We start from the raw sequence: 21,696 nt of genomic DNA, 5'->3' as shown, positions 1-21,696 counted from the left end.
GCGGGGCGGTGGCCGGAATCTTGTTAGTAAGGTGCGGCCATGTTCGCCGTAACCGCCACTCAGACCGATCCCGACCATCCGCTCGCCGGGCTGACGCTCGGCGAGCGCCCCGAGCCGACGACGCCGGACGGCTGGACCACCGTCTCCGTGCGGGCCGCCGCGCTCAACCACCACGACCTGTGGACGCTCAAGGGCGTCGGCATCCGGCAGGACCGGCTGCCGATCGTGCTGGGCTGCGACGCCGCCGGCGTGGACGAGGACGGCAACGAGGTCATCGTGCACGCGGTGATCGGCTCGGGCCCCGACGAGACGCTGGATCCCCGGCGCAGCCTGCTGTCGGAGACGTACGACGGCACGTTCGCCGAGCGGGTCGCCGTGCCGCGCCGCAACCTCGTGCCCAAGCCGGCCTCGCTCAGCTTCGAGCACGCCGCCTGCCTGCCGACGGCCTGGCTGACCGCGTACCGCATGTTGTTCGACAGAGCCGGGCTCGAGCCCGGCTCCACCGTGCTGGTGCAGGGCGCGGGCGGCGGGGTCGCCACCGCGCTGATCGCGCTGGGCCGGGCCGGCGGCTACCGCGTCTGGGCGACCAGCCGTACGGAGGCCAAGCGCGAGCGCGCCCGCGAACTCGGCGCCGACCAGGTCTTCGAGACGGGCGCGCGGCTGCCCGAGCGGGTCGACGCCGTCATGGAGACCGTCGGCGAGGCGACCTGGGCCCATTCGCTCAAGTCGCTCAAGCCGGGCGGGCGCATCGTCGTGTCGGGCGCCACCAGCGGCGCGGTTCCGCCCGCCGATCTCAACCGGGTCTTCTTCCTGCAGTTGTCGGTGGTCGGCTCGACGATGGGAACGCGGGAGCAGCTCCAGCGGCTGGCGGTGTTCCTGGAGCAGACCGGCGTGCGCCCGGTCGTCGACCGCACGTTGCCGCTGGCCGAGGCGCGGGAGGGCTTCGCGGCCATGGCGGAGGGGGAGCTCTTCGGAAAGATCGTCTTCACCGCATAGACACGAGCATGGGTACTTTCAGCTCTCCTGGGTGATACAAGCAGGGAAAGCCGTATCACCCGGGAGGCCGTCAGCATGGACGTCGAACCCTTCGGACCGGGCTCGCTGCACTGGGACACGGCCGGCGAATACCGCAACCTGCTCGTGGCCGGCAGCGCGCTGGTCCTCCAGACGATGCACCCGGCCGTGGGCGCGGCCGTCGCGGAGCACTCCACGTACAGGTCGGACCCGTGGGGACGGCTCACCCGCACGCTCACGTCCGTCCAGACCTGGGTGTACGGCGGCGCCCGCGGCCCGGCGGAAGGCGAGCGGCTCAGAAGGCTGCACCGGGACATCAGCGGGGTGGACGAGCACGGCAGGCCCTATCACGCGCTGAACGGCGAGGCCTGGGCCTGGGTGCACTTATCGCTGTTCGAGCGCTTCATCACGCTCAACCGGTGGTTCGGCGCCCCGTTCACCTCTGAGCAGCAGGAGAGGTTCTACGCCGAGTCGCGACAACTCGGCGCGATCCTGCGGGTGCCCGAGCGGGAGATGCCGGACGACCTGGCGGCGTACCGGCGCTATTTCGACGACATGGTGGCCGACCGGCTGGAGCCGCACCCGACCGCGCTCGACGTGCTCGCGGTCATGCGCGGCACACCGGCGCCGCCCGGCCTGCCCCGGCCGCTGCGCAGGTTGTGGACGCCGCTCGGCGCGGGATCCGGGGGGTTCAACCACTTCGTGACCATCGGTACGCTGCCGCCGGCCGTACGCGACAAGCTGGGGCTGCGCTGGACGGCGCGGGACGAGCGGCGGCTGCGGCAGGTCGGGAACGCGGTGGCGACGCTCACGCCGCGCCTGCCCGAACGCCTGCGCTACATGCCCATCGCCTACCGCGCCCGCCGCGCCGCCCGCCGGTCGGGCCACGCCGATCGTCTCCCGCGCCCCGCCTGACGCGGCCGGTTCCCGCACGACATCCCCGTCGCCCGGGCCGGCGCGCGGCGGGCGGCCCACGCCGGCCAGCGCCCAGAGCGGGGCGCGGTGGGGCGCGGGTCCCGCGACGGCCGCCGGGTGGCCGGAGCGCCGAAGGCCCCGGGCCCGAGGGTGCGTGGTTGGGTCAGCGTTCGAGGATGTCGCGGACGTTGCGGGCGGCGTCGTCGAGCGTCACGCGCAGCGCCGCCACCTTCTCCGGCGTCAGGCGTGCCCCCGACGCCTCCTCACGGGTCCGGGCGACGAAGTCGGCCAGCAGCTCGCCCAGCTCGGCGTCGAGGTCGGCCCGGTTGGGCGGCGCGCCCCCGAGCGTCGCCCAGACCTCCGACCAGATCCTGCGCCACTCCTTGCTGAGTCGTTCGCCCTCGTCCTGCCAGTGGTTGGCGTGCTCCATCCACTGGCGCTTCTGCTGCTCCTTGAGCCGCCTGAGGTCCTCCCGCTGCTTGTCGAGCAGGTCTCTGGCGTCGTCGCGGCTGCTGGTGCGCACGTCCTTGGCCATCCGGGTCAGCTCGTCGCGCAGCGACTTGACGGTGTCGCGGACGTCCTCCTTGACCTCGCGGGCGATGTCGCGCACGGAGGCGGAGATCTCCTCCTCCAGGTCGTCGAGCTCGTCGAGCCGGTCGTTGAGCTCCTCGCGGCCCTTGTCGGTGATCGAGAACACCTTCTTGCCCTCGACCACCTCGTGCGTCACGAGGCCCTCCTCCTCCAGGCGGGCCAGGCGCGGGTAGATGGTGCCGGGTGAGGGCGAGTAGACGCCGAGGAAGCGGTCCTGGAGCAGTCTGATGACCTCGTAGCCGTGGCGCGGGCTCTCGTCCAGCAACTTGAGCAGGTACAGCCGGAGCCGGCCGTGACCGAAGACAGGGCTCATTCCTTCTCTCCCTTGAGCAACGTGACCTCACCGGACACGGTGATCGCCGACAGTGAGGCCATGCCGCCACCCAGCCGCCCCGTCAGCGCTTTGGCGCCGGGGCCACCCGTGTTGGACAGTTCGTCGAACGTGCTGACCAGCCTGCCCGAGGTGGATCTGAGGCTGACGTCGGCCTCGGCGTTCTCCGGCAGCCTGACCAGGATGTCACCCGAGACGCTGTTGAGCGTGACGTGACCCGTGGGGCGCAGCGCCAGGTCGGCGGTGAACCGTCCGGAGATCGTGCCGGCCTTCAGCCGGCGCGGGCTGCCGTCGGCCACCGTCAGGTCGCCCGAGACGCTCTTGAAGGCCAGGTCGCCGGACATCGCGCGGCTCTCGACGGGGCCTGAGACGGTGTTGGCCAGCACGTCGCCGCTCACGGCGTCGAGCACGAGCTCGCCCGACACGCTCTTGACGTGGGTCTTCCTCTCGAACCCCGCCACCACGGCGGGCGCGCTGACCACGCCGGCGTTGACCGTGCAGGTCTTCGGCACGGCGATCGACAACACGGTCCAGCGGCGGTCGCGGCGCAGCCAGCCGAGCAGCCCGTCCCAGGTCAGGTCCTTGTAGGCGATGGTGAGCGACCGGGTGTGCTCGTCGTAGGTCACGATGAGCGGCGCGGCCGAGTCCACTTCGGCCACCTCCAGCGTGGGTGGGCCCTCGCTGGCGAGCACGGCCAGCCGTCCGGCCACGATACGTACGTCAAGTGTCTCCACCTGGCCGAACGTGAGCTGCTCGGGTGCCTCGATCGCCCACTGTTGCATGATCCCTGCCCTTCTCGGCGACACGTCTACCACAGACACGATATGTCGTGTCTGTGGAGAGCTCAAGATGTATCGCGTTTTCGGGTGCCGGGAACGGCCTACTCGGCGTCCTCGTCGTCCAGCCGGGCCAGCCACGTCGCCAGCCGCTCGACGGGCGTCTCGAACTCGGGGTTGAGATCCACGAACTCGCGCAGCCGCTCGCCGAGCCACAGGAGGCTGACCTCCTCCTCGCCCCGGCGCTCGACCAGTTCCTCGATCCCCCGATCGGTGAAGTACATCGTCGTCCATTCCTTCCAACGGGCGATTCGCCCGGGTCAACCTGTCAGAACGCCAGTGAGCCCCCGGACGGGCCGGGGGCTCACCGTGCGGACCTGCTTCAGCCGAAGAGCTGCTCGAGAATGCTCTCGAGCTCGTGGTCGTGCGTGTTGTGCGAGCCCGTGGCCGGCGAGCTGTTGGGCGTGCGCGACACCCGGCGCACCGGCCGGCCGCCCAGGACCTGCGGGCCCTCGGCCAGCTTGAGCGTCAGGTAGGGCCACGGCCCCATGTTGACCGGCTCGTCCTGGGCCCAGACCAGCTCCACCTGCTCGCCGTAGCGCGCCAGCTCGGTGGCCAGCTCGTCGGACGGGAACGGGTAGAGGCGCTCCAGCCGGACGAGGGCGACGTCGTCGCGGCCCGTCTTGTCGCGCTGCGCGGCCAGCTCGTAGTAGAGCTTGCCGGAGCAGAGCACGACCCTCGTGACCTTGCCCGGGTCGACCGTCGTGTCGCCGAGCACCGGCTGGAAGGTGCCCGAGGTGAAGTCGGACGCCTTGGACGTGGCCGCCTTGTGCCGCAGCAGCCACTTGGGCGTGAAGACCACCATCGGCTTGTGGCGCTTCGACTCCACCTGCCAGCGCAGCAGGTGGAAGTAGTTGGCCGGCGTGGTCGGCTGCGCCACCGTCATGTTGTCGAGCGCGCACACCTGCAGGAACCGCTCGATGCGGGCCGAGGAGTGGTCGGGGCCCTGGCCCTCGTAGCCGTGCGGCAGCAGCATCACGACCGAGGACTTCTGGCCCCACTTCTGCTCGCCCGACGAGATGAACTCGTCGATGATCGTCTGGGCGCCGTTGACGAAGTCGCCGAACTGCGCCTCCCAGGCGACCAGCGCGTCAGGACGCACGACGCTGTAGCCGTATTCGAAGCCGAGCGCCGCGAACTCGCTGAGCAGCGAGTCGTAGACGTAGAACTTCGTGGTGCCGTGGTTGAACGTCTTGAGCGGCGTGTGGTCGGCGCCGGTCATCCGGTCCACCAGGACGGCGTGGCGCTGGGTGAACGTGCCGCGCCTGGAGTCCTGGCCGACCAAGCGCACCGGGTGGCCGTCGATCAGCAGCGAGCCGAACGCCAGCGTCTCGCCCATCGCCCAGTCGATGGAGTCCTGCTCGACCATCTGGCCGCGACGCTGCAACACCGGCGCGAGGCGCGGGTGCGGCGTGAAGCCCTCGGGCAGGCTGAGCTGGGTGTCGACGATGCGCTTGAGCGTCTCGTCGCTGATCGCCGTCGGCGTGTCGTCGTGGGACCACTTGACCACCTCGGCCGGCGGCACCCGCATGGCGCCCGCCTCCAGCGGCTTCTTCGCCGCCTCGCGGGTCTCGGTGAACGCCTGCTCCAGCTTGGCCTGGTAGTCGCGCAGCGCCTGCTCGGCCTCCTCGACCGTGATGTCGCCCCGGCCGATCAGCGCCTCGGTGTAGAGCTTGCGGGTCGAGCGCTTGGCGTCGATCAGGTCGTACATCAGCGGCTGGGTGAAGGCGGGGTTGTCGCCCTCGTTGTGGCCGCGGCGGCGGTAGCAGATGAGGTCGATGACGACGTCCTTGCGGAACGCCTGGCGGTATTCGTAGGCCAGCTCGCCCACGCGCACCACGGCCTCGGGGTCGTCGCCGTTGACGTGGAAGATCGGCGCCTGGATCATCCGCGCCACGTCGGTCGCGTAGACCGACGAGCGGGACGAGGCGGGCGAGGTGGTGAAGCCCACCTGGTTGTTGACCACCACGTGCACGGTGCCGCCGGTGCGGTAGCCCCGCAGCTGCGACAGGTTGAGCGTCTCGGCCACGACGCCCTGGCCGGCGAAGGCCGCGTCGCCGTGGACGAGGACGGGCAGGACGGTGAAGCCCTCCTCGCCGCGCTCCAGCAGGTCCTGCTTGGCGCGTACGACGCCCTCCAGGACCGGGTCGACCGCCTCCAGGTGGGAGGGGTTGGCGACCACGGACGCGGTGATGGTCTTGCCGCTCGGCGCGGTGAACTCGCCCGTCGCGCCCAGGTGGTATTTCACGTCGCCGGAGCCGTGGGCGGTGCGCGGGTCGATGTTGCCCTCGAACTCGCCGAAGATCTGCGCGTAGGACTTGCCGACGATGTTGGCCAGCACGTTGAGCCGCCCGCGGTGGGCCATGCCGATGACGACCTCGTCGAGGTCCTCGTCGGCGGCGTCGCTGATCACCGAGTCGAGCAGCGGGATCAGGGACTCGCCGCCCTCCAGCGAGAAGCGCTTCTGTCCGACGAACTTGGTCTGCAGGAACGTCTCGAACGCCTCGGCGGTGTTGAGCCGCGACAGGATGTTGAGCTGCTCGTCGCGCTCTGGCGACTTGTGCGGCTTCTCCACCCGCTCCTGGATCCAGGCCCGCTCCTCGGGGTTCTGGATGTGCATGTACTCGATGCCGACCGTGCGGCAGTAGGAGTCGCGCAGCACGCCCAGGATCTCGCGCAGCTTCATCAGCGGCCGGCCGCCGAACCCTCCGGTGGCGAACTCCCGCTCGAGGTCCCACAGCGTCAGGCCGTGCGACTGGATGTCGAGGTCGGGGTGCTTGCGCTGCTTGTATTCCAGCGGGTCGGTCTCGGCCATCAGGTGGCCGCGCACGCGGTAGGCGTGGATCAGCTCCAGCACGCGGGCCGACTTGGACACGTCGTCGTCGTGCGACGTCGACACGTCCTGGACCCACCGCACCGGTTCGTAGGGGATGCGCAGGGACTCGAAGACCTCGTCGTAGAAGCCGTCCTCGCCGAGCAGCAGCCGGTGGATCTGGCGCAGGAAGTCGCCCGACTGGGCGCCCTGGATGATCCGGTGGTCGTAGGTGCTGGTCAGCGTCATGACCTTGGAGACGGCCAGGCGCGAGAGCGTGTCGGGCGAGGCGCCCTGGTATTCGGCGGGGTATTCCATCGCGCCGACGCCGATGATCGTGCCCTGGCCCGGCATCAGCCGCGGCACGGAGTGCACGGTGCCGATCGTGCCGGGGTTGGTGAGCGAGATGGTGGTGCCGGCGAAGTCGTCGACGCCGAGCTTGCCGGCCCGCGCCTTGCGGACGACCTCTTCGTAGGCCATCCAGAACTGCCGGAAGTCCATCTCCTCGGCGCCCTTGATCGAGGGCACGAGGAGCTGGCGTTCGCCGTTGCTCTTCTGCACGTCGATCGCCAGGCCGAAGCCCACGTGCTCGGGCTTGACGAGCGTCGGCTTGCCGTCGACCTCCGTGAAGGAGTAGTTCATCTCCGGCATGGCGCCCAGCGCCTTGACGATCGCGAAGCCGATCAGGTGCGTGAAGGACACCTTGCCGCCGCGGCCCCGCTTGAGGTGATTGTTGATCACAATGCGGTTGTCGACCAGCAGCTTGGCGGGGATGGCGCGCACGCTGGTCGCCGTCGGCACCGACAGCGACTGCTCCATGTTGGTGGCCGTGCGGGCCGCGGCCCCGCGCAACTTCACCTCCTCGGCGCCCTTGGGCACCGGAGCGGCCGGTTGCTTCGGCTTCTCGGCTGCCGGTGGCGCCTTCGGCGCCGCCTTGGGAGGCGTGGGGGCGGTCACTGTGCCGTTCCCCGCCTCCTTGGCCGGGGTCCGGCCCGGTCCGTAGTCAGGGTTGTAGTCAGCGAAGAAATTCCACCAAGCCTTGTCGACCGACTCGGGGTCTTGGAGGTATTTCTGGTACAGCTCGTCGACAAGCCACTCGTTCTGACCAAAGCTTGCCAGCGGGTTTGTCCGCGACGACTCAGACGACACGGCGGAAATCGCCCTCTTCCGCAGATCGGCGTTGATGTTAGAGAACCTTTCCAAGGCTACTCGCCCGGACCGGCAGCGCGCGCCTAGGTGGCCGTGCCGCCACGCACGATCCTCTCAGGACGGCGCGGTGCGGTCACGACCCCCTAGTCGACCCGGGGGTCGCGCGTTTATCACTATTTGGTATCAACACCCTGTCCGAAGGTTTACTTCCCTCCAGAGATCAGTCTGCTGGCGATCCGCACCTGAGGGGACAACTCGGACAGCAGATCGGCGAGTTCCTCGCCCGCCTGCTTGAGTTCCACCAGCGACATGGGCTCCAGGCGTTCGAGCAGGAAGATCGCGTTGGTGGTCTCCTCGGTGAGCCGGGTGCGCACCACCTGGCGCCAGTTCCACCTGCGGCAGGTCACGCCGATGTCGTCGCGCCAGATCACCTCGCCGGGGCCGGGTGTGCCGAGCGCCTCCTCGGACGCCTCGTCGCCGCTCGCCCTGACCAGCCGCGCCGGGCCGGAGTAGCGGTCGAGGTCCTCCCCGCCGATGGGTAGCGCGTGTTTCACGCTGATCGAGTTGTACGCGTCGACGACCTGGTTGATCTCCGGCAGCGGCATCCGGCGGGTGAGGGCGTCGACCGAGGGCCTGGTGCGCTGCGGTTTGGCCCCGAAGGCGCGGTAGGCGTCCTTCCAGGCGTCGATCTTCTCCGTCTGGACGGTCGCGGCCGAGGCCTCGGCGAGCCAGGCGCGTGAACGCTCGTCGGTGGGGCCGTTGCGCAGGTCGCGGGCGGTCATGACGAGGACCGCGAAGTCGGGTCGCAGTGCGAGGACCGCGTCGTCCACCTGGATGTCGTCAAGCATCTCCACAGTTTATGAGCCGGAGAAATCGCCAAATACCCTTTGCAAAATTGCCTTTGCGGTTTACGGTGAGGGCATGGAGGAGCAGTACAAGATCACTGACGCGCAGGTGCTCAAGGCCGTCGCCCATCCGCTGCGGGTGCGCCTGCTCGGCCTGCTGCGCAGCGACGGGCCGGCCACCGCGAGCGAGCTGGGCCGCAAGGTCGGCGAGAGCTCCGGCTCGACCAGCTACCACCTGCGCGAGCTGTTCAAGTACGGCTTCATCGAAGAGGACCCCGACCGGCGCGACGGGCGCGAGCGCCGGTGGCGGGCCCGCCACCGCTACACCTCGTGGGACGCCGTCGAGCTGTCCGGCACCCAGGAGGGCCGGGAGGCCGTCAAGGTCGTGCACCTGCGGCAGGCCGAGCTGGTCGGGCGGCTGATGGAGGCGTTCGACCCCGGCGACTGGTCCGACGAGTGGGTGGAGGCGGCCGGGATGAGCGACCACGTCCTCTTGCTGCCGCCCGCGGCGCTGCGGGAGCTGAAGAACAGGATCGACGAGCTCCTGGGCGAGATCGCCACCCGCTACGCCGGTGATCCGGCCGCCGGACAGGTCGCCGTCTGGTACGGCGCGATGCCACGCGACCATGAAGAGGAGCAGGACCGATGACCGCGCGATCAGCCTTACGTCGCTACATGCTCGTCAGCTTCCTGACCTGGCTGCCGCTGGGGCTCGCGATGGCCGCCCAGGTGCTGCTGATGACCGAACGTGGTCTCGGCCTGGCCCAGATCGGGCTGGCGACGACGATGTTCTCCGTCGTCACCGTGAGCCTGGAGCTGCCCACCGGCGGGCTGGCCGACGTCCTGGGGCGGCGCGTGGTGCTGGCGGCCTCGGCCGCGTTCACCGTCGCCGGCCTGGCGCTGATGAGCGTGTCCACGACGCTCGCGATGTTCATGGTGGTCAGCGTGCTGAAAGGCGTGGCCAGGGCCCTGTCCAGCGGCCCCGCCACCTCCTGGTACGTCGACACCCTGCACAACATCGAGGGCCCCGGCGCCGACCTCAAGCCCGGCCTGGCCAGGGGCGGCGCGATGGAGTCCACGGCCCTGTGCGCCGGCGTCCTGGCGGGCGGCGGCCTGCCGCTCCTGGTGCCGCCCTCGCTGATCCTCCCCCTCGCCGCGCCGTCCGTGCTGGGCGCCGTCGCGGCGGTGGTGCTGCTGCTCGTGGTGCTGGTCGCGCTGCCCGAGCCGGCCCACCCGCGCCGCACGCTGGCGAGCGTCCTGCGTGAGGTGCCCGTGACGGTGGCGGGCGGCATCCGGCTGGCCGCGGGCCGCCCGCTGCTGCGCAGGCTCATGATGGTCGCGGCGGCGACGGGCGTGGTGCTCATGGCCATCGAGCTGCTCACCCCCGGACGGCTGGCCGAGCTGGCGGGCACGGCCGAGGAGGGCAGCCTCGCCTACGCCGTGGTCGCGGCGCTCGGCTTCGCGGGCAGCGCGATGGGCAGCGCGCTCGTGCCGCGCGTGGCCCGGCTGGCCGGCGGCTCGGCCGGGGGAGCGGTCGCGGGGACGGTGCTGGCCGCGCTCTCCGTGGGCGCGCTGGCCGCGACGGCGGGCCTGGACGGCCTGCCGGGAACGCTGAGCGCGGCACTGGCCTACGTCGTGCTGTTCGTCGGCATCTCGCTGACAGGCGTGCTCTGCCTGGAGCTGACCCACAAGGCCGTCACCGCCTCCGAGCGCACCACGGTCACCTCGACCGGCTCCATCGCCCTGCAGTCGGGAGGGACCCTGGCCAACCTCACGCTCGGCGCCCTGGCCGCCCAGTCGGGCCTGGCCGCCGCCTGGGGCGTCGCGGCCGTGCTGATGCTGGCCTCGGCGCTGTTGTTCGTCCGGATGCCCGCGCCTACAGACTCCAGTCGAGATCGGGCCCTACCGGCACGATCCGGCTCGGGTTGATGTCGGTCTGGGTGATGAAGTAATGACGCTTGATCTGGTCGAAGTCGGTGGTTTCGCGGAAGGCCGGGATGGCGTACAACCTGCGCGCGTACGCCCACAGCGCCGGATAGTCGACCAGCCGCCTGATGGAGCACTTGAAGTGCGCGTGGTAGACGATGTCGAACCTGGCGAGGGTCGTGTAGAGGCGCACGTCGCTGTCGGTCAGCGTGTCGAAGAGGAACTCCGACTTGCCGAGGCGCACCTCCAGGAGGTCGAGGGTGGTGAAGACGCGGGTCACCGCCTCCTCGTACGCCTGCTGGTCGCGGGCGAAGCCGGCTTCGTACACCGCGTTGTTGAGGCCGTGGTAGAGGCGGTCGTTCATGATGTCGATGTCCGGGCGCAGGCGCTCCGGGTAGAGGTCAGGCGAGGTGCCCCATGACGTCTCCAGGTCGAGGGTGATCTGGGGGAAGTCGTTGGTGACGATGCGCCGGTCCTTGGTGTCCCAGATGCAGGGGACGGTGTAGCGGCCCGTGTAGCCGGGGTCGGTCGCGAGGTAGAGCTCCGAGAGATACTCCGGGTCGCCGCCGGGGACGCGCCAGCCCTTCTCGTCGCGGACGGGATCGACGATCGTGACGTCCAGCAGGTCCTGCAGCCCGAGGAGCGAGCGTACGATCAGCACGCGCTGGGCCCACGGGCAGGCATAGGAGGCGTAGAGCCGGTAGCGTCCCGGCTCGGGCGGGCCCAGCCGGTCGGTGAAACGGTTGGGCTGCCGGACGAAGCGGCCAGTGTCGGAAAGCTCGCGGCTCGGCTTCATGGTCCTAGTAGAACACGGTTCGGAAGTCGAACTTCGTTCGGGCACAATCGAGGCCATGACGAAGTTCGTGGTGACCCCTGCCGATGTGGCACAGCGGGACGCGTGGGCCGGCGGGGCGATCCCCGAGGTCGAACAGGTCCGCCCTGGACTGTGGTCCGTGCCGGTGCCGATCCCGGTCAACCCCCTGCGGTACGTGCTGGTCTACGTCCTGGAGCTGCCCGGCGGAGTGGCGATCATCGACGCCGGGTGGAACACCGACGAGGCGTACGACGCCCTGGTCGCCGGGCTGGCCGTGGCCGGCTACGCGATCACCGACGTCAAAGGAGTGCTCGTCACGCACATCCACCCCGACCACTACGGGCTGGCCGGGCGGGTCCGGGAGATGTCGGGCGCGTGGATCGCGCTGCACCCGGCCGACGCGCGGCTGGTCCGCGAGCGTTACGACGACGCGGCCATCGACTCCCTGGTGGAGCGGGAGCGCGAGCTGCTGCGCCGCTGCGGGGTGCCCGCGCTGACGCTGGACGAGCTGGCCGGGGCCTCCATGATGATCCGCCACATGGTCACCATGGCCAGGCCCGACCGGCTGGTGGAGGACGGCGACGAGCTCAAGCTGCCCGGCTGGGACCTGCGGGCCGTCTGGACGCCCGGACACTCGCCCGGCCACCTGTGCTTCGTCTCGCCCGCGCGCAGGGTGTTGTTCTCCGGCGACCACGTGCTGGCCAAGATCACGCCGATGGTGGCCGTGCACCCGCAGTCGAGCCGCAACCCGCTGGCCGACTACCTCGACTCGCTGGCCGCCGTACGCAAGCTGGACGTCGACGAGGTGCTGCCCGCGCACGAATACCGATTCCTGGAGCTGGCCGAGCGGGTCGACAGCGTGATGGCGCACCACGACGAGCGGCTGGCCGAGATCGAGCGGGCGGTGGCCGCGCTCGACGGCGCCGCCTGCTGGGACCTCGCCACCCGCCTCACCTGGTCGCGGCCGTGGGAGACCATTCCGCCGTTCATGCGGCGCGCGGCCAACAACGAGACGCTCGCGCACCTGGCGTGGCTGGAGGCCAGGGCGCGGGTGCGCCGGGTGGCGGGCGAGCCGGACCTGTGGTTCCCGGCCTGACGGCCGGCGCTTCCGTGGCTTCCCGGGACTTCCGTGGCTTCCCGGGACTTCTGCGGCTTCCGGGCTTTCGGGGCTTCGGGGCTTCCCGGGTGCTTCCGGGCGCGGGAACCGGGGGCGGGTTATCGTACTCGTACTAGAATGTTGTTCTCCTGCCTGGGAGGTTCGATGCTTCGGTTCGATGACAGGGTCGCGATCATCACGGGGGCGGGGCACGGCCTCGGCAGGTCGCACGCGCTGCTGCTGGCCGAGCGCGGGGCCAAGGTCGTGGTCAACGACCTCGGTGGCGCGCTCGACGGCACCGGCGCCTCCACCGGGCCCGCCGCGGAGGTGGCCGAGCTCATCACGAAGAACGGCGGCCAGGCCGTCGCCAGCACCGACAACGTCGCCACGCCCGAGGGCGCCAGGGCCATCGTGCAGACCGCGGTCGACGCGTTCGGCAAGGTCGACATCGTCGTCAACAACGCGGGCATCCTGCGCGACAAGTCGCTCGGCAAGATGTCGGTCGAGGACTTCGACGGGGTGCTCGCCGTGCACGTACGCGGCTCGTTCCTGGTCAGCCACGCCGCCTACCCGCTGATGAAGGCGGCGGGCCACGGACGCATCGTCAACACGTCGAGCCCGGCCGGCCTGTTCGGCAACTTCGGCCAGGCCAACTACTCGACCGCGAAGATGGGCCTGGTCGGCCTGACCAAGACCCTGGCCATCGAGGGCGCGCGCAACGGCATCAAGGCCAACGCCATCGCCCCCATCGCCTGGACCAGGATGACCGAGGCGCTGTTGCCCGCCGAGTTCGAGGCCAAGTTCACGCCGGAGCGGGTGAGCGCGCTGGTGGCGTGTCTCGTGCACGACTCGTGCGAGGTCAGCGGCGAGGTGTTCAGCGTCGGCGGCGGCCGGGTGGCGCGGGTGTTCGTGGCCGAGGGGCCGGGCTGGAAGACCGACGACCTCACGCCGGAGGCGATCGCCGGCAACTGGGACGCGATCATGGCCGAGCAGCCGTACGTGCTCACCGCGGGCGACTCGATGAAGGCCATGCTCTAGACGCGCACGGCGCTCACGGGCCGGTCCTCGCCTGCGGCGGGGGCCGGTTTCGTCGTCCCGGGGCCGCCGGAGGAATGCCTAAATGTCTGGAATGGGGGCTAAAGGGAAGGCTTTGTTCGATCTTCGACGGAAGTTACGGGAGTTTGGGCGATCCATACTCTTGATTTGCCGCATCGGTGATCTTATTGTCGCCACATGACCCCCCAGCCGGGCTCCGCCGGCGACGTGCTGACGCTGATCAGCGCAGGATCGGCGACCACCCGTTCAGACCTCGCGCGGCTCACCGGCCTGGCCAGATCCACGATCTCGCAGCGGGTCGACGCCCTGATCGAGCGCGGGCTGGTGGAGGAGACCGAGAGCGGCGAGTCCACCGGCGGAAGACCGCCGCGGCAACTACGCCTGCACACCGAGGACCACGCCTTCGCCGGCGTCGACCTCGGCGCCACGCACTGCCGGGTCGCGCTGATGGACATCTCCGGCGACGTGCTCGCGGAGTGCGAGGACTCGTTGCTGATCGGCGAGGGTCCTGAGAAGGTGCTCGCCCACGTCGACCAGCGGCTCGACCGGCTGCTCGGCACCGCGGGACGGCCCAGGTCCGCGCTGCGCGCCATCGGCATCGGGGTTCCAGGACCCGTCGAGTTCGCCACCGGCCGCCCCAACAACCCGCCGATCATGCCCGGCTGGAACGACTACCCCGTGCCCGACCACTTCGACGGGGTCGAAGTGCTGGTCGACAACGACGTCAACGTGATGGCGCTCGGCGAGCACCGCACCTCCTTCGCCGACGCGGGCCACCTGCTGTTCGTCAAGGTCGGCACCGGCATCGGCTGCGGCATCGTGGCCCAGGGCACCCTGCACAGGGGCGCGCAGGGATCCGCGGGCGACATCGGCCACATCAGGGTCAGCGGCCACGAGGACGCCGGCTGCCGGTGCGGCAACAGCGCCTGCCTGGAGGCCGTGGCCGGCGGCGCCGCCATCGCCAGGCGGCTGACGGAACTCGGCCTCGCCGCCGAGACCGGCGCCGACGTCGTGGCACTGGTGCAGGCCGGCAACACGCAGGCACTGCGACTGGTCAGGGAGGCGGGCCGGCTCATCGGCGAGGTGCTGGCCGGCCTGGTCAACTTCTTCAACCCCGAGGTCATCGTCATCGGCGGCGCGCTGTCGCGCGTGCACGAGCACCTGCTGGCCGGGATCAGGGAGACGGTCTACCGCAGGTCACTGCCGCTGGCCACGCACCACCTGTCGATCACGCCCAGCCGTACGGGCATCAACGCCGCCGTGCTCGGCGCCGGGATGCTCGCCATCGAACACTACCTGTCACCCGACAACATCAACCGCATCGTCAACGCCTGAGCAGTACGCCCCCCACAAGAACGCTGAAAGGGATCTCCGATGCTGGTCATGAAGGGCATCGTCAAACAGTTCCCAGGCGTGCGCGCGCTGGACGGCGTCGACCTGGACGTACGGGCGGGCGAGGTGCACTGCCTGCTCGGCCAGAACGGCGCCGGCAAGTCCACCCTGATCAAGGTGCTGGCCGGGGTGCACCAGCCCGACCAGGGCACGATCGTCTTCAACGACGCCGAGGTGCGGCCGGGCAGCCCGATCGACGCCATCAGGCTCGGCTTCGCCACCATCTACCAGGAGCTCGACCTGGTCGACGGGCTCAGCGTGGCCGAGAACATCTTCCTCGGCCACGAGCACGCCCGCCTCGGCTTCGTCAACCGGGCGGCCGCCCGGCGCGCGGCCCGCGAGGTGCTCGAACGGCTCGGCCACGGCGAGATCCGCCCGTCGGCCGAGGTCGGCCGGCTCTCGCCGGCGGCCAAGCAGGTCGTCTCGATGGCCCGCGCGCTCTCCCACGACGCTCGCCTCATCATCATGGACGAGCCGTCGGCGGCCCTCGCCCACGACGAGGTGGCCAACCTCTTCCGCATCATCCGCGAGCTCACCGCCCAGGGCGTGGCCGTGGTCTACATCTCCCACCGCCTGGAGGAGATCCGCGAGATCGGCGACCGGGTCACCGTGCTGAAGGACGGTCGTACGGTCGCCGTCGGCCTGTCCGCCCGCGACACCCCCACCAGCCAGATCGTCTCCCTCATGACCGGCAGGAACGTCGAATACGTCTTCCCCGCCAAGGCGGACAGGGAGCCGGGTGAGGAGGTGCTCAGGGTCGAAGGGCTGAGCTCGCCGGGCGTCTTCTCCGACGTGTCGTTCACCGTACGGGCGGGCGAGATCGTCGGGCTGGCCGGGCTCGTCGGCTCCGGGCGGTCGGAGATCCTCGAAGCCGTGTACGGCGCGCGCTCCGCCACCGGCCGCGTGACGCTCGCCGGGCAGCAGGTACGCCGCAGTGTCGTCGGCACCGTACGGCACGGCATGGGCCTGGCGCCCGAGGAGCGCAAGGCGCAGGCGCTGCTCCTCGACCAGAGCGTCACCGCGAACATCACCCTCGGCAGCCTGCCGGGGTTCGCCCGGTTCGGCTGGCTCGACCGCAGACGCGAGCGCGAGGAGGCCAAGAGGCTGGCCGAAATGCTCGACATCCGGCCGCCCGACCCCGAACGCCCGATCAGGACCCTGTCGGGCGGCAACCAGCAGAAGGCCGTGCTCGCCCGGTGGCTGCTCGGCAGCCGCAAGCTGCTCCTGCTGGACGAGCCCACCAGAGGCGTGGACGTGGGCGCCAGGGCCGAGCTGTACGCGGTGATCCGCAACCTGGCCGAGGAGGGCATCGGCGTGCTGCTGGTCTCCAGCGAGGTCCCCGAGGTGCTCGGCCTGGCCGACCGGGTGCTGGTGCTGCGCGAGGGGACCGTCATCCACGAGGGCGACGCCGCCGGGCTGGACGAGCACGGCGTACTCGACATGATCATGAATGGGAGGGCGGCGTGATGAGCGAGCCCACGAAAGCGCAGACGCTCTCGGCCGCGGGGGACGGCGGGCCACCGCGCCGGGGCATCCCCGGCCTGGGGTCGCTGGGCGGCGTCGGCGAGATGCGGCACCTCGGCCTGCTCGGCGCGCTGGCGCTGCTGGTCGTCGTCGGCCTGGTCACCAGGCCGGAGAACTTCGCCACCGCCTCCAACCTGGTCAGCATCCTGTCCCTGGCCGCCACGATCGGTGTGATCACGGTCGGGGCCACGTTCGTGATCATCGGCGGCGGCATCGACCTGTCGGTGGGCGCGGTCATGGCGCTGGCCTCGGTCTGGGCGACGACGGTGGCCACGCAGTCGTACGGGCCGGTGGTCATGGCGATCTGCGCGATGCTCGTCGGCACCGGGGCGGGGCTGGTCACCGGGCTGCTCATCGCCTACGGGCGGCTCGTGCCGTTCATCGCCACGCTGGCCATGCTCGTCGCCGCAAGAGGGCTGGCGCAGCGCATGTCCGACCGCAAGACGCAGATCATCGACGCCGACAACACCGCCCTGGTGGAGTTGTCGACCAGCCGCGTGCTGGGCATCCCGCTGCTGGTCTACATCTTCGCGCTCGTCGTGGTGCTCGGCTGGGTCGTGCTCAACCGCACGACGTTCGGGCGGCGCACCTACGCGGTCGGGGGCAACCCGGAGGCGGCCAGGCTCGCCGGCATCGACGTGCGCAGGCACACGATGCTGCTCTACGCCCTGTCGGGGCTGTGCTGCGGCATCGCCGCCATCCTCATCATGGCCCGTACGACGACGGGCTCGTCCACCCACGGAGACCTGTACGAACTCGACGCCATCGCCGCAGTGATCATCGGCGGCACGCTGCTCACCGGGGGCCGGGGCACGATCATGGGCTCGATCCTGGGCCTGCTGATCTTCACGCTCATCACCAACCTGTTCATCCTCAACGGCCTCAACACCAGCGACCAGCTGATCGCCAAGGGCCTGATCATCGTCGCCGCCGTCCTTCTCCAGCGGCGGAATCTGAAGGAGAGATCACCATGAGTGACAAAGTCGCGCGCAGGGGATTCCTCGTCGGCGGAGCCGCGCTCTTAGCTGCGGGCTGCACCAGCAACGAGCCCGAGGCCGCGCCGACCAGCGCGGCCGCCGTGCCCGCCCCCGCGGCGAGCGGCAACGACGAGCCGGGCCAGAAGGTGGTGATCGGGTTCTCGGCGCCGGCCGCCGACCACGGGTGGATCGCGGCCATCGCCAAGAACGCCGAGGCCACCGCGAAGCAGTATTCCGACGTCGAGTTCAAGCCGGTCGAGCCGACCAACGACATCAACCAGCAGATCTCCGCGGTCGAGTCGCTCATCGCGGCCAAGGTCAACGCGCTCGTGATCCTGCCGAACGACGGCCAGCAGCTCAACCAGGTCGCGCTGCAGGCCACCGAGGCGGGCATCCCCGTCGTCAACCTCGACCGCGTCTTCCCCGACAAGCTGGCCTACCGTACGTGGGTCGGCGGCGACAACTACGGCATGGGCGTGGCGGCCGGGCACTTCATCGGCAAGCAGCTCAAGGACAAGGGCGTGTCGGACCCGGTGATCGTCGAGATCCAGGGCATCGCCACGCTGCCGCTGACCCAGGACCGCACCAAGGGCTTCGCCGACGCGCTCAAGACGTACGGGTTCAGCGTCACCGCCAAGCAGGACGCGCAGTTCACCGTGGAGACCGGCAACGAGGTCGCCACGTCGCTGCTGCAGGCGCACAAGAAGATCGACGCGCTGTGGAACCACGACGACGACCAGGGCGTCGGCGTGCTCGCCGCCATCAAGGAGGCCAACAGGAACGAGTTCATCATGGTCGGCGGGGCGGGCTCGCTGAACGCGATGAAGGAGATCCAGTCGGGCACCTCGGTGCTGCAGGCCACCGTCACCTACAGCCCGACGATGGCCTCCTCGGCGATCAAACTGGCGCGTCTGATAGCACAGGGTAAGGGCATGAGTGATCTGGTGGAGAACCAGGTGCCGCAGTCCATCACACTCGCGTCCGAGACCATCACCAAGGAGAACGTCGAGAAGTACCTGTCGCTCGGCTTCGAATCCTGATCGGGGGTTGCATGTCAGACAGAACCACCATCGGCGTGGGCATGGTCGGCTACGCCTTCATGGGCCGCGTCCACTCGCAGGCCTGGCGGAGTGTGGGAGCCTTCTTCGACCTGCCGCTGGCACCGCGCATGGCGGTGCTCGCGGGCAGGTCGAAGGAGCGCACAGAGGCGGCCGCCGCGCAGCTCGGCTGGGACGCCGTCGAGACTGACTGGAGAGAGCTGGTCAAGCGCGACGACGTGCAGATCGTCGACATCTGCACGCCGGGCGACTCGCACGCAGAGATCGCCCTGGCCGCGCTGGAGGCCGGCAAGCACGTGCTCTGCGAGAAGCCGCTGGCGAACACCGTCGCCGAGGCCGAGGCCATGGTGCGGGCCGCCGAGGCCGCGCCGGGCAAGAGCATGGTGGCCTTCAACTACCGGCGGGTGCCCGCGGTCGCGCTCGCCCGCCGCTACGTCGAGGAGGGCAGGCTCGGCAAGATCAGGCACGTGCGGGCGCAATACCTGCAGGACTGGATCGTCGACCCGGAGTTCCCGCTGGTCTGGCGGTTGCAGAAGGACAAGGCGGGGGCCGGCGCGCTCGGCGACATCGGCTCCCACATCATCGACGCCGCCCAGTTCGTCACCGGGCAGAACGTGGTGGGCGTGTCCGCGCTGACGGAGACGTTCATCAAGGAGCGTCCGCTGGCCGCCGAGTCGGCCGGGCTCGGCGCGACCGGCACCTCCGCCACGGGGCAGGTCACCGTCGACGACGCCGCGCTGTTCATCGGCCGGCTCTCCGGCGGCGCGGTGGCCTCGTTCGAGGCCACCCGCTTCGCCACCGGGCGCAAGAACGCCATGCGCATCGAGATCAACGGCTCGCTCGGCAGCCTCGCCTTCGACTTCGAGGCCATGAACGAGTTGTGGTTCAGCGCGGGCGGAGGCGGTTTCGAACGCATCCTCGTCACCGAGCCCGACCACCCCTACGTGGGCGCCTGGTGGCCGCCCGGGCACGGGCTCGGCTACGAGCACACCTTCACCCACGAGGTCAAGGACTTCCTGGAGGCGATCGCCACCGGAGCCGACCCCACGCCGTCGTTCGCCGACGGACTGCGGGTGCAGCGGGTGCTGGCGGCGGTCGAGCAGAGCGCGGCTGACGGCAGCCGCTACACGAACGTGGAGGACTGACTCATGCGACCCGTCACGCTGTTCACCGGACAGTGGGCCGACCTGCCGTTCGAGGAGGTGTGCCGGCTGGCGGCGGAGTGGGGCTACGACGGCCTGGAGATCGCCTGTTCCGGCGACCACTTCGACGTCGCCCAGGCCGTGGCCGACCCGTCGTACGTCGAGCAGAAACACGCCCAGCTCGACAAGCACGGCCTGAAGGTCTGGACGATCTCCAACCACCTGGTCGGCCAGGCCGTCTGCGACCTCATCGACGAGCGCCACAAGGCCATCCTGCCCGCCCGCATCTGGGGCGAGGGCGACCCCGAGTCGGTGCGCCAGGCCGCCGCCGAGGAGATGAAGAACACGGCGCGCGCCGCCGCCCTGCTCGGCGTGAACACGGTGGTCGGCTTCACCGGCTCGTCGATCTGGCACACCGTCGCCATGTTCCCGCCGACGCCGGCGTCGATGGTGGAGGCCGGCTACCAGGACTTCGCCGACCGCTGGAACCCCATCCTCGACGTCTTCGACGAGGTCGGCGTACGTTTCGCGCACGAGATCCACCCGAGCGAGATCGCCTACGACTACTACACGACCCAGCGCACGCTGGAGGCCATCGGCCACCGGCCGGCGTTCGGGCTCAACTGGGACCCGTCGCACATGGTGTGGCAGGACCTCGACCCGGTGGCGTTCATCCTCGACTTCAAGGACCGCATCTACCACGTCGACTGCAAGGACACGCGCATGCGCGTCGGCGACGGCCGCAAGGGCCGCATGTCCTCGCACCTGCCGTGGGCCGACATGCGGCGCGGCTGGGACTTCGTCTCCACGGGCCGGGGCGACGTGCCGTGGGAGGACTGCTTCCGCGCCCTCAACTCGATCGGCTACGACGGCCCGATCTCGATCGAGTGGGAGGACGCCGGCATGGACCGGCTCGACGGGGCCAAGGAGGCGCTGGCCTACATCCGTACGCTGAACTCCATCACCCCGCCCGCCACGGCCTTCGACGCCGCATTCTCCACGGAGTAGCCCTTCGAACGGCGATTGTCCTTTCCCGGACCGTCGCGATGAAAGGATACGGATTGTCCTTTCATCGCTGGCTGGGGATGAAAGGACAATCGCCGTGGCGGCATACCTCGAGGTGGTGTGGCCTGCGGCGTGGGACGCTCCGAGCCGCAGGGACAGGCGTGGTGGCGTCTACCGTCCCTACGTGCCCGATCGGCTGTCGGGCGGCGGCCTCGTCGTGTCGCCGGAGGTCGGGGTCAACGCGGCGGAACACGCACCCCTTGTTCAGGCCGCACTGGCACACGCGCAGTTCGAGACGATCCATCCCTTCACCGATGGGAACGGCAGGGTCGGCCGCGCTTTGGTGCACACAGTCCTCACGAGGCGAGGGCTCACACCCCATGCGATCCTGCCGATCAGTCTCGTGCTTCTTGCACACTCGGACACATACGTCGAGGGACTCACGGCGTACAGGTATGCCGGAGACCAGGGCTCGGAGGAGGCGCGTGAGGGGACCAACGCCTGGCTCCGCGTGTTTCTCACGGCTGCCGTAACCGCCGCAGAACAGGCCGAAAGGTTCGCCGACGATCTCGAGCAGCTGCATGGTGAGTGGCTGGAAAGGCACCGTCAGTATCGCGGATCGCAGGGGCTGCGGCCGCAGCCCCGAGCCGATTCGGCGGTCGCCCGCCTGCTGGACCTCCTTCCCGCGGCACCGCTCGTGACTGCCCGCACTGTGCAGTCTCTTCTCTCCGTCACGCATCCGGCCGCCCGGCAGGCTCTGGAAGAGCTCGCCGGGGCGGAAATTCTGCGCCCCAAGCAGCTTGAGCGGAACACGAGAGGCTATCTCGCTCAGGAGATTTTCGACCTGCTCACGCTGACCGAGCGGCGTCTGGCGAGCACCCGCTGGGACACCCGCGAGTCGCCGCCCGCACGCGTCGTGCCCGCGCGTCCGCAAGGTTGACGGCCGGGCGGGCAGGTCAGTCCATGATGACGGTCTTTGTCAGCTTCTCGGCCCTGAAGGGACCGAGCTTGCAGCTCCTCGCCGTCGATGGCTTCGACGGCTCAGGCCGCGTCAGGCAGCGTGACTCACTGCCCAGCCCGCCACCGCGCGTGAGGCGATGTTGCGGGCCGCGTTGACGTCGGCGTGCTCAGCGAAGCCGCACGACGTGCAAAGGAAGGTCTCCTGGTCTGGCCTGTTCTTCTTGTCCACATGCCCGCAGGCCGAACACTGCTG

Annotated in this window: 20 protein-coding genes; 13 read left to right on the top strand and 7 right to left on the bottom strand. The window is 70.0% G+C overall.

Translation table 11 applies throughout. The annotated features are described in order from the left end of the window. The first annotated feature begins 39 nt into the window (after nucleotides 1-39). Both E1295_RS38535 and E1295_RS38530 read left to right on the top strand, forming a co-directional pair. The gene (locus tag E1295_RS38535) at nucleotides 40-996 is read left to right on the top strand and encodes a zinc-binding dehydrogenase (RefSeq protein ID WP_132638618.1); all 957 of its coding nucleotides are present in this window, start codon (nucleotides 40-42) and stop codon (nucleotides 994-996) included. Between the two features lie 75 nt (nucleotides 997-1,071). Beyond that, nucleotides 1,072-1,929: an oxygenase MpaB family protein gene (locus tag E1295_RS38530; protein WP_132638616.1), complete on the top strand. Its 858-nt coding sequence runs from the start codon at nucleotides 1,072-1,074 to the stop codon at nucleotides 1,927-1,929. A 163-nt stretch (nucleotides 1,930-2,092) separates the two neighbouring features. Here E1295_RS38530 and E1295_RS38525 read toward each other — a convergent pair whose 3' ends face one another. The 5 genes from E1295_RS38525 to E1295_RS38505 form a co-directional block, all read right to left on the bottom strand. Further along, entirely contained in the window at nucleotides 2,093-2,833 is a 741-nt protein-coding gene (locus tag E1295_RS38525) for a PadR family transcriptional regulator (RefSeq protein WP_132638614.1), read from the bottom strand. Then, the gene (locus E1295_RS38520) at nucleotides 2,830-3,633 is read right to left on the bottom strand and encodes a DUF4097 family beta strand repeat-containing protein (protein WP_132638612.1); all 804 of its coding nucleotides are present in this window, start codon (nucleotides 3,631-3,633) and stop codon (nucleotides 2,830-2,832) included. Before E1295_RS38520 ends, E1295_RS38525 begins: the two co-directional genes overlap by 4 nt. Before the next feature lie 98 nt (nucleotides 3,634-3,731). Continuing rightward, nucleotides 3,732-3,911: a DUF6104 family protein gene (locus tag E1295_RS38515; RefSeq protein ID WP_132638610.1), complete on the bottom strand. Its 180-nt coding sequence runs from the start codon at nucleotides 3,909-3,911 to the stop codon at nucleotides 3,732-3,734. Between the two features lie 98 nt (nucleotides 3,912-4,009). Next, complete coding sequence (locus tag E1295_RS38510; RefSeq protein ID WP_132638608.1) at nucleotides 4,010-7,648, bottom strand: multifunctional oxoglutarate decarboxylase/oxoglutarate dehydrogenase thiamine pyrophosphate-binding subunit/dihydrolipoyllysine-residue succinyltransferase subunit; 3,639 nt, start codon at nucleotides 7,646-7,648, stop codon at nucleotides 4,010-4,012. A 203-nt stretch (nucleotides 7,649-7,851) separates the two neighbouring features. Then, a complete protein-coding gene (locus E1295_RS38505) occupies nucleotides 7,852-8,496 on the bottom strand; it encodes a B3/B4 domain-containing protein (protein ID WP_132638606.1) in 645 nt (214 codons plus the stop codon). A gap of 73 nt (nucleotides 8,497-8,569) precedes the next feature. On the opposite strand from E1295_RS38505, the gene E1295_RS38500 reads away from it, so the two are divergent. Next, complete coding sequence (locus tag E1295_RS38500; RefSeq protein ID WP_132638604.1) at nucleotides 8,570-9,142, top strand: winged helix-turn-helix domain-containing protein; 573 nt, start codon at nucleotides 8,570-8,572, stop codon at nucleotides 9,140-9,142. Continuing rightward, nucleotides 9,139-10,422 carry an MFS transporter gene (locus E1295_RS38495; protein ID WP_132638602.1) on the top strand — a complete coding sequence of 428 codons (1,284 nt, stop codon included), beginning with the start codon at nucleotides 9,139-9,141 and terminating at the stop codon, nucleotides 10,420-10,422. The genes E1295_RS38500 and E1295_RS38495 overlap by 4 nt, the downstream gene beginning before the upstream one ends. Here the strand turns inward: E1295_RS38495 and E1295_RS38490 are convergent. Continuing rightward, a complete protein-coding gene (locus E1295_RS38490) occupies nucleotides 10,370-11,215 on the bottom strand; it encodes a glutathione S-transferase family protein (RefSeq protein WP_132638600.1) in 846 nt (281 codons plus the stop codon). The genes E1295_RS38495 and E1295_RS38490 overlap by 53 nt on opposite strands. Before the next feature lie 55 nt (nucleotides 11,216-11,270). On the opposite strand from E1295_RS38490, the gene E1295_RS38485 reads away from it, so the two are divergent. The 9 genes from E1295_RS38485 to E1295_RS52050 all read left to right on the top strand — a co-directional run bounded on the left by E1295_RS38485 (nucleotide 11,271) and on the right by E1295_RS52050 (nucleotide 21,423). Then, a complete protein-coding gene (locus E1295_RS38485; RefSeq protein ID WP_132638598.1) occupies nucleotides 11,271-12,329 on the top strand; it encodes an MBL fold metallo-hydrolase in 1,059 nt (352 codons plus the stop codon). 165 nt (nucleotides 12,330-12,494) lie between these two features. Then, nucleotides 12,495-13,367: an SDR family NAD(P)-dependent oxidoreductase gene (locus tag E1295_RS38480; RefSeq protein ID WP_132638596.1), complete on the top strand. Its 873-nt coding sequence runs from the start codon at nucleotides 12,495-12,497 to the stop codon at nucleotides 13,365-13,367. Between the two features lie 195 nt (nucleotides 13,368-13,562). Continuing rightward, nucleotides 13,563-14,720 carry an ROK family transcriptional regulator gene (locus E1295_RS38475; protein WP_132638594.1) on the top strand — a complete coding sequence of 386 codons (1,158 nt, stop codon included), beginning with the start codon at nucleotides 13,563-13,565 and terminating at the stop codon, nucleotides 14,718-14,720. A 39-nt stretch (nucleotides 14,721-14,759) separates the two neighbouring features. Next, nucleotides 14,760-16,244 carry a sugar ABC transporter ATP-binding protein gene (locus E1295_RS38470; RefSeq protein ID WP_132638592.1) on the top strand — a complete coding sequence of 495 codons (1,485 nt, stop codon included), beginning with the start codon at nucleotides 14,760-14,762 and terminating at the stop codon, nucleotides 16,242-16,244. Next, nucleotides 16,244-17,275: an ABC transporter permease gene (locus E1295_RS38465; protein WP_246080862.1), complete on the top strand. Its 1,032-nt coding sequence runs from the start codon at nucleotides 16,244-16,246 to the stop codon at nucleotides 17,273-17,275. The genes E1295_RS38470 and E1295_RS38465 overlap by 1 nt, the downstream gene beginning before the upstream one ends. Next, nucleotides 17,272-18,318 carry an ABC transporter substrate-binding protein gene (locus E1295_RS38460; RefSeq protein WP_132638590.1) on the top strand — a complete coding sequence of 349 codons (1,047 nt, stop codon included), beginning with the start codon at nucleotides 17,272-17,274 and terminating at the stop codon, nucleotides 18,316-18,318. The genes E1295_RS38465 and E1295_RS38460 overlap by 4 nt, the downstream gene beginning before the upstream one ends. An 11-nt stretch (nucleotides 18,319-18,329) precedes the next feature. Next, the gene (locus E1295_RS38455; protein ID WP_132638588.1) at nucleotides 18,330-19,481 is read left to right on the top strand and encodes a Gfo/Idh/MocA family protein; all 1,152 of its coding nucleotides are present in this window, start codon (nucleotides 18,330-18,332) and stop codon (nucleotides 19,479-19,481) included. 3 nt (nucleotides 19,482-19,484) lie between these two features. Continuing rightward, nucleotides 19,485-20,486 carry a sugar phosphate isomerase/epimerase family protein gene (locus E1295_RS38450; protein ID WP_132638586.1) on the top strand — a complete coding sequence of 334 codons (1,002 nt, stop codon included), beginning with the start codon at nucleotides 19,485-19,487 and terminating at the stop codon, nucleotides 20,484-20,486. 181 nt (nucleotides 20,487-20,667) lie between these two features. Continuing rightward, nucleotides 20,668-21,423, top strand: a complete 756-nt coding sequence (locus tag E1295_RS52050) for a Fic family protein (protein ID WP_342775942.1) — start codon at nucleotides 20,668-20,670, stop codon at nucleotides 21,421-21,423. A 111-nt stretch (nucleotides 21,424-21,534) separates the two neighbouring features. Here the strand turns inward: E1295_RS52050 and E1295_RS38440 are convergent. Beyond that, a partial coding sequence (locus E1295_RS38440; RefSeq protein ID WP_166427626.1) for a zinc ribbon domain-containing protein occupies nucleotides 21,535-21,696 on the bottom strand: 162 nt, incomplete at its 5' end.

The organism is Nonomuraea mesophila, from assembly GCF_004352805.1.
In the GTDB taxonomy this organism is placed as follows: domain Bacteria; phylum Actinomycetota; class Actinomycetes; order Streptosporangiales; family Streptosporangiaceae; genus Nonomuraea; species Nonomuraea longispora.
This window is presented reverse-complemented; position numbering and strand designations above follow the sequence as displayed.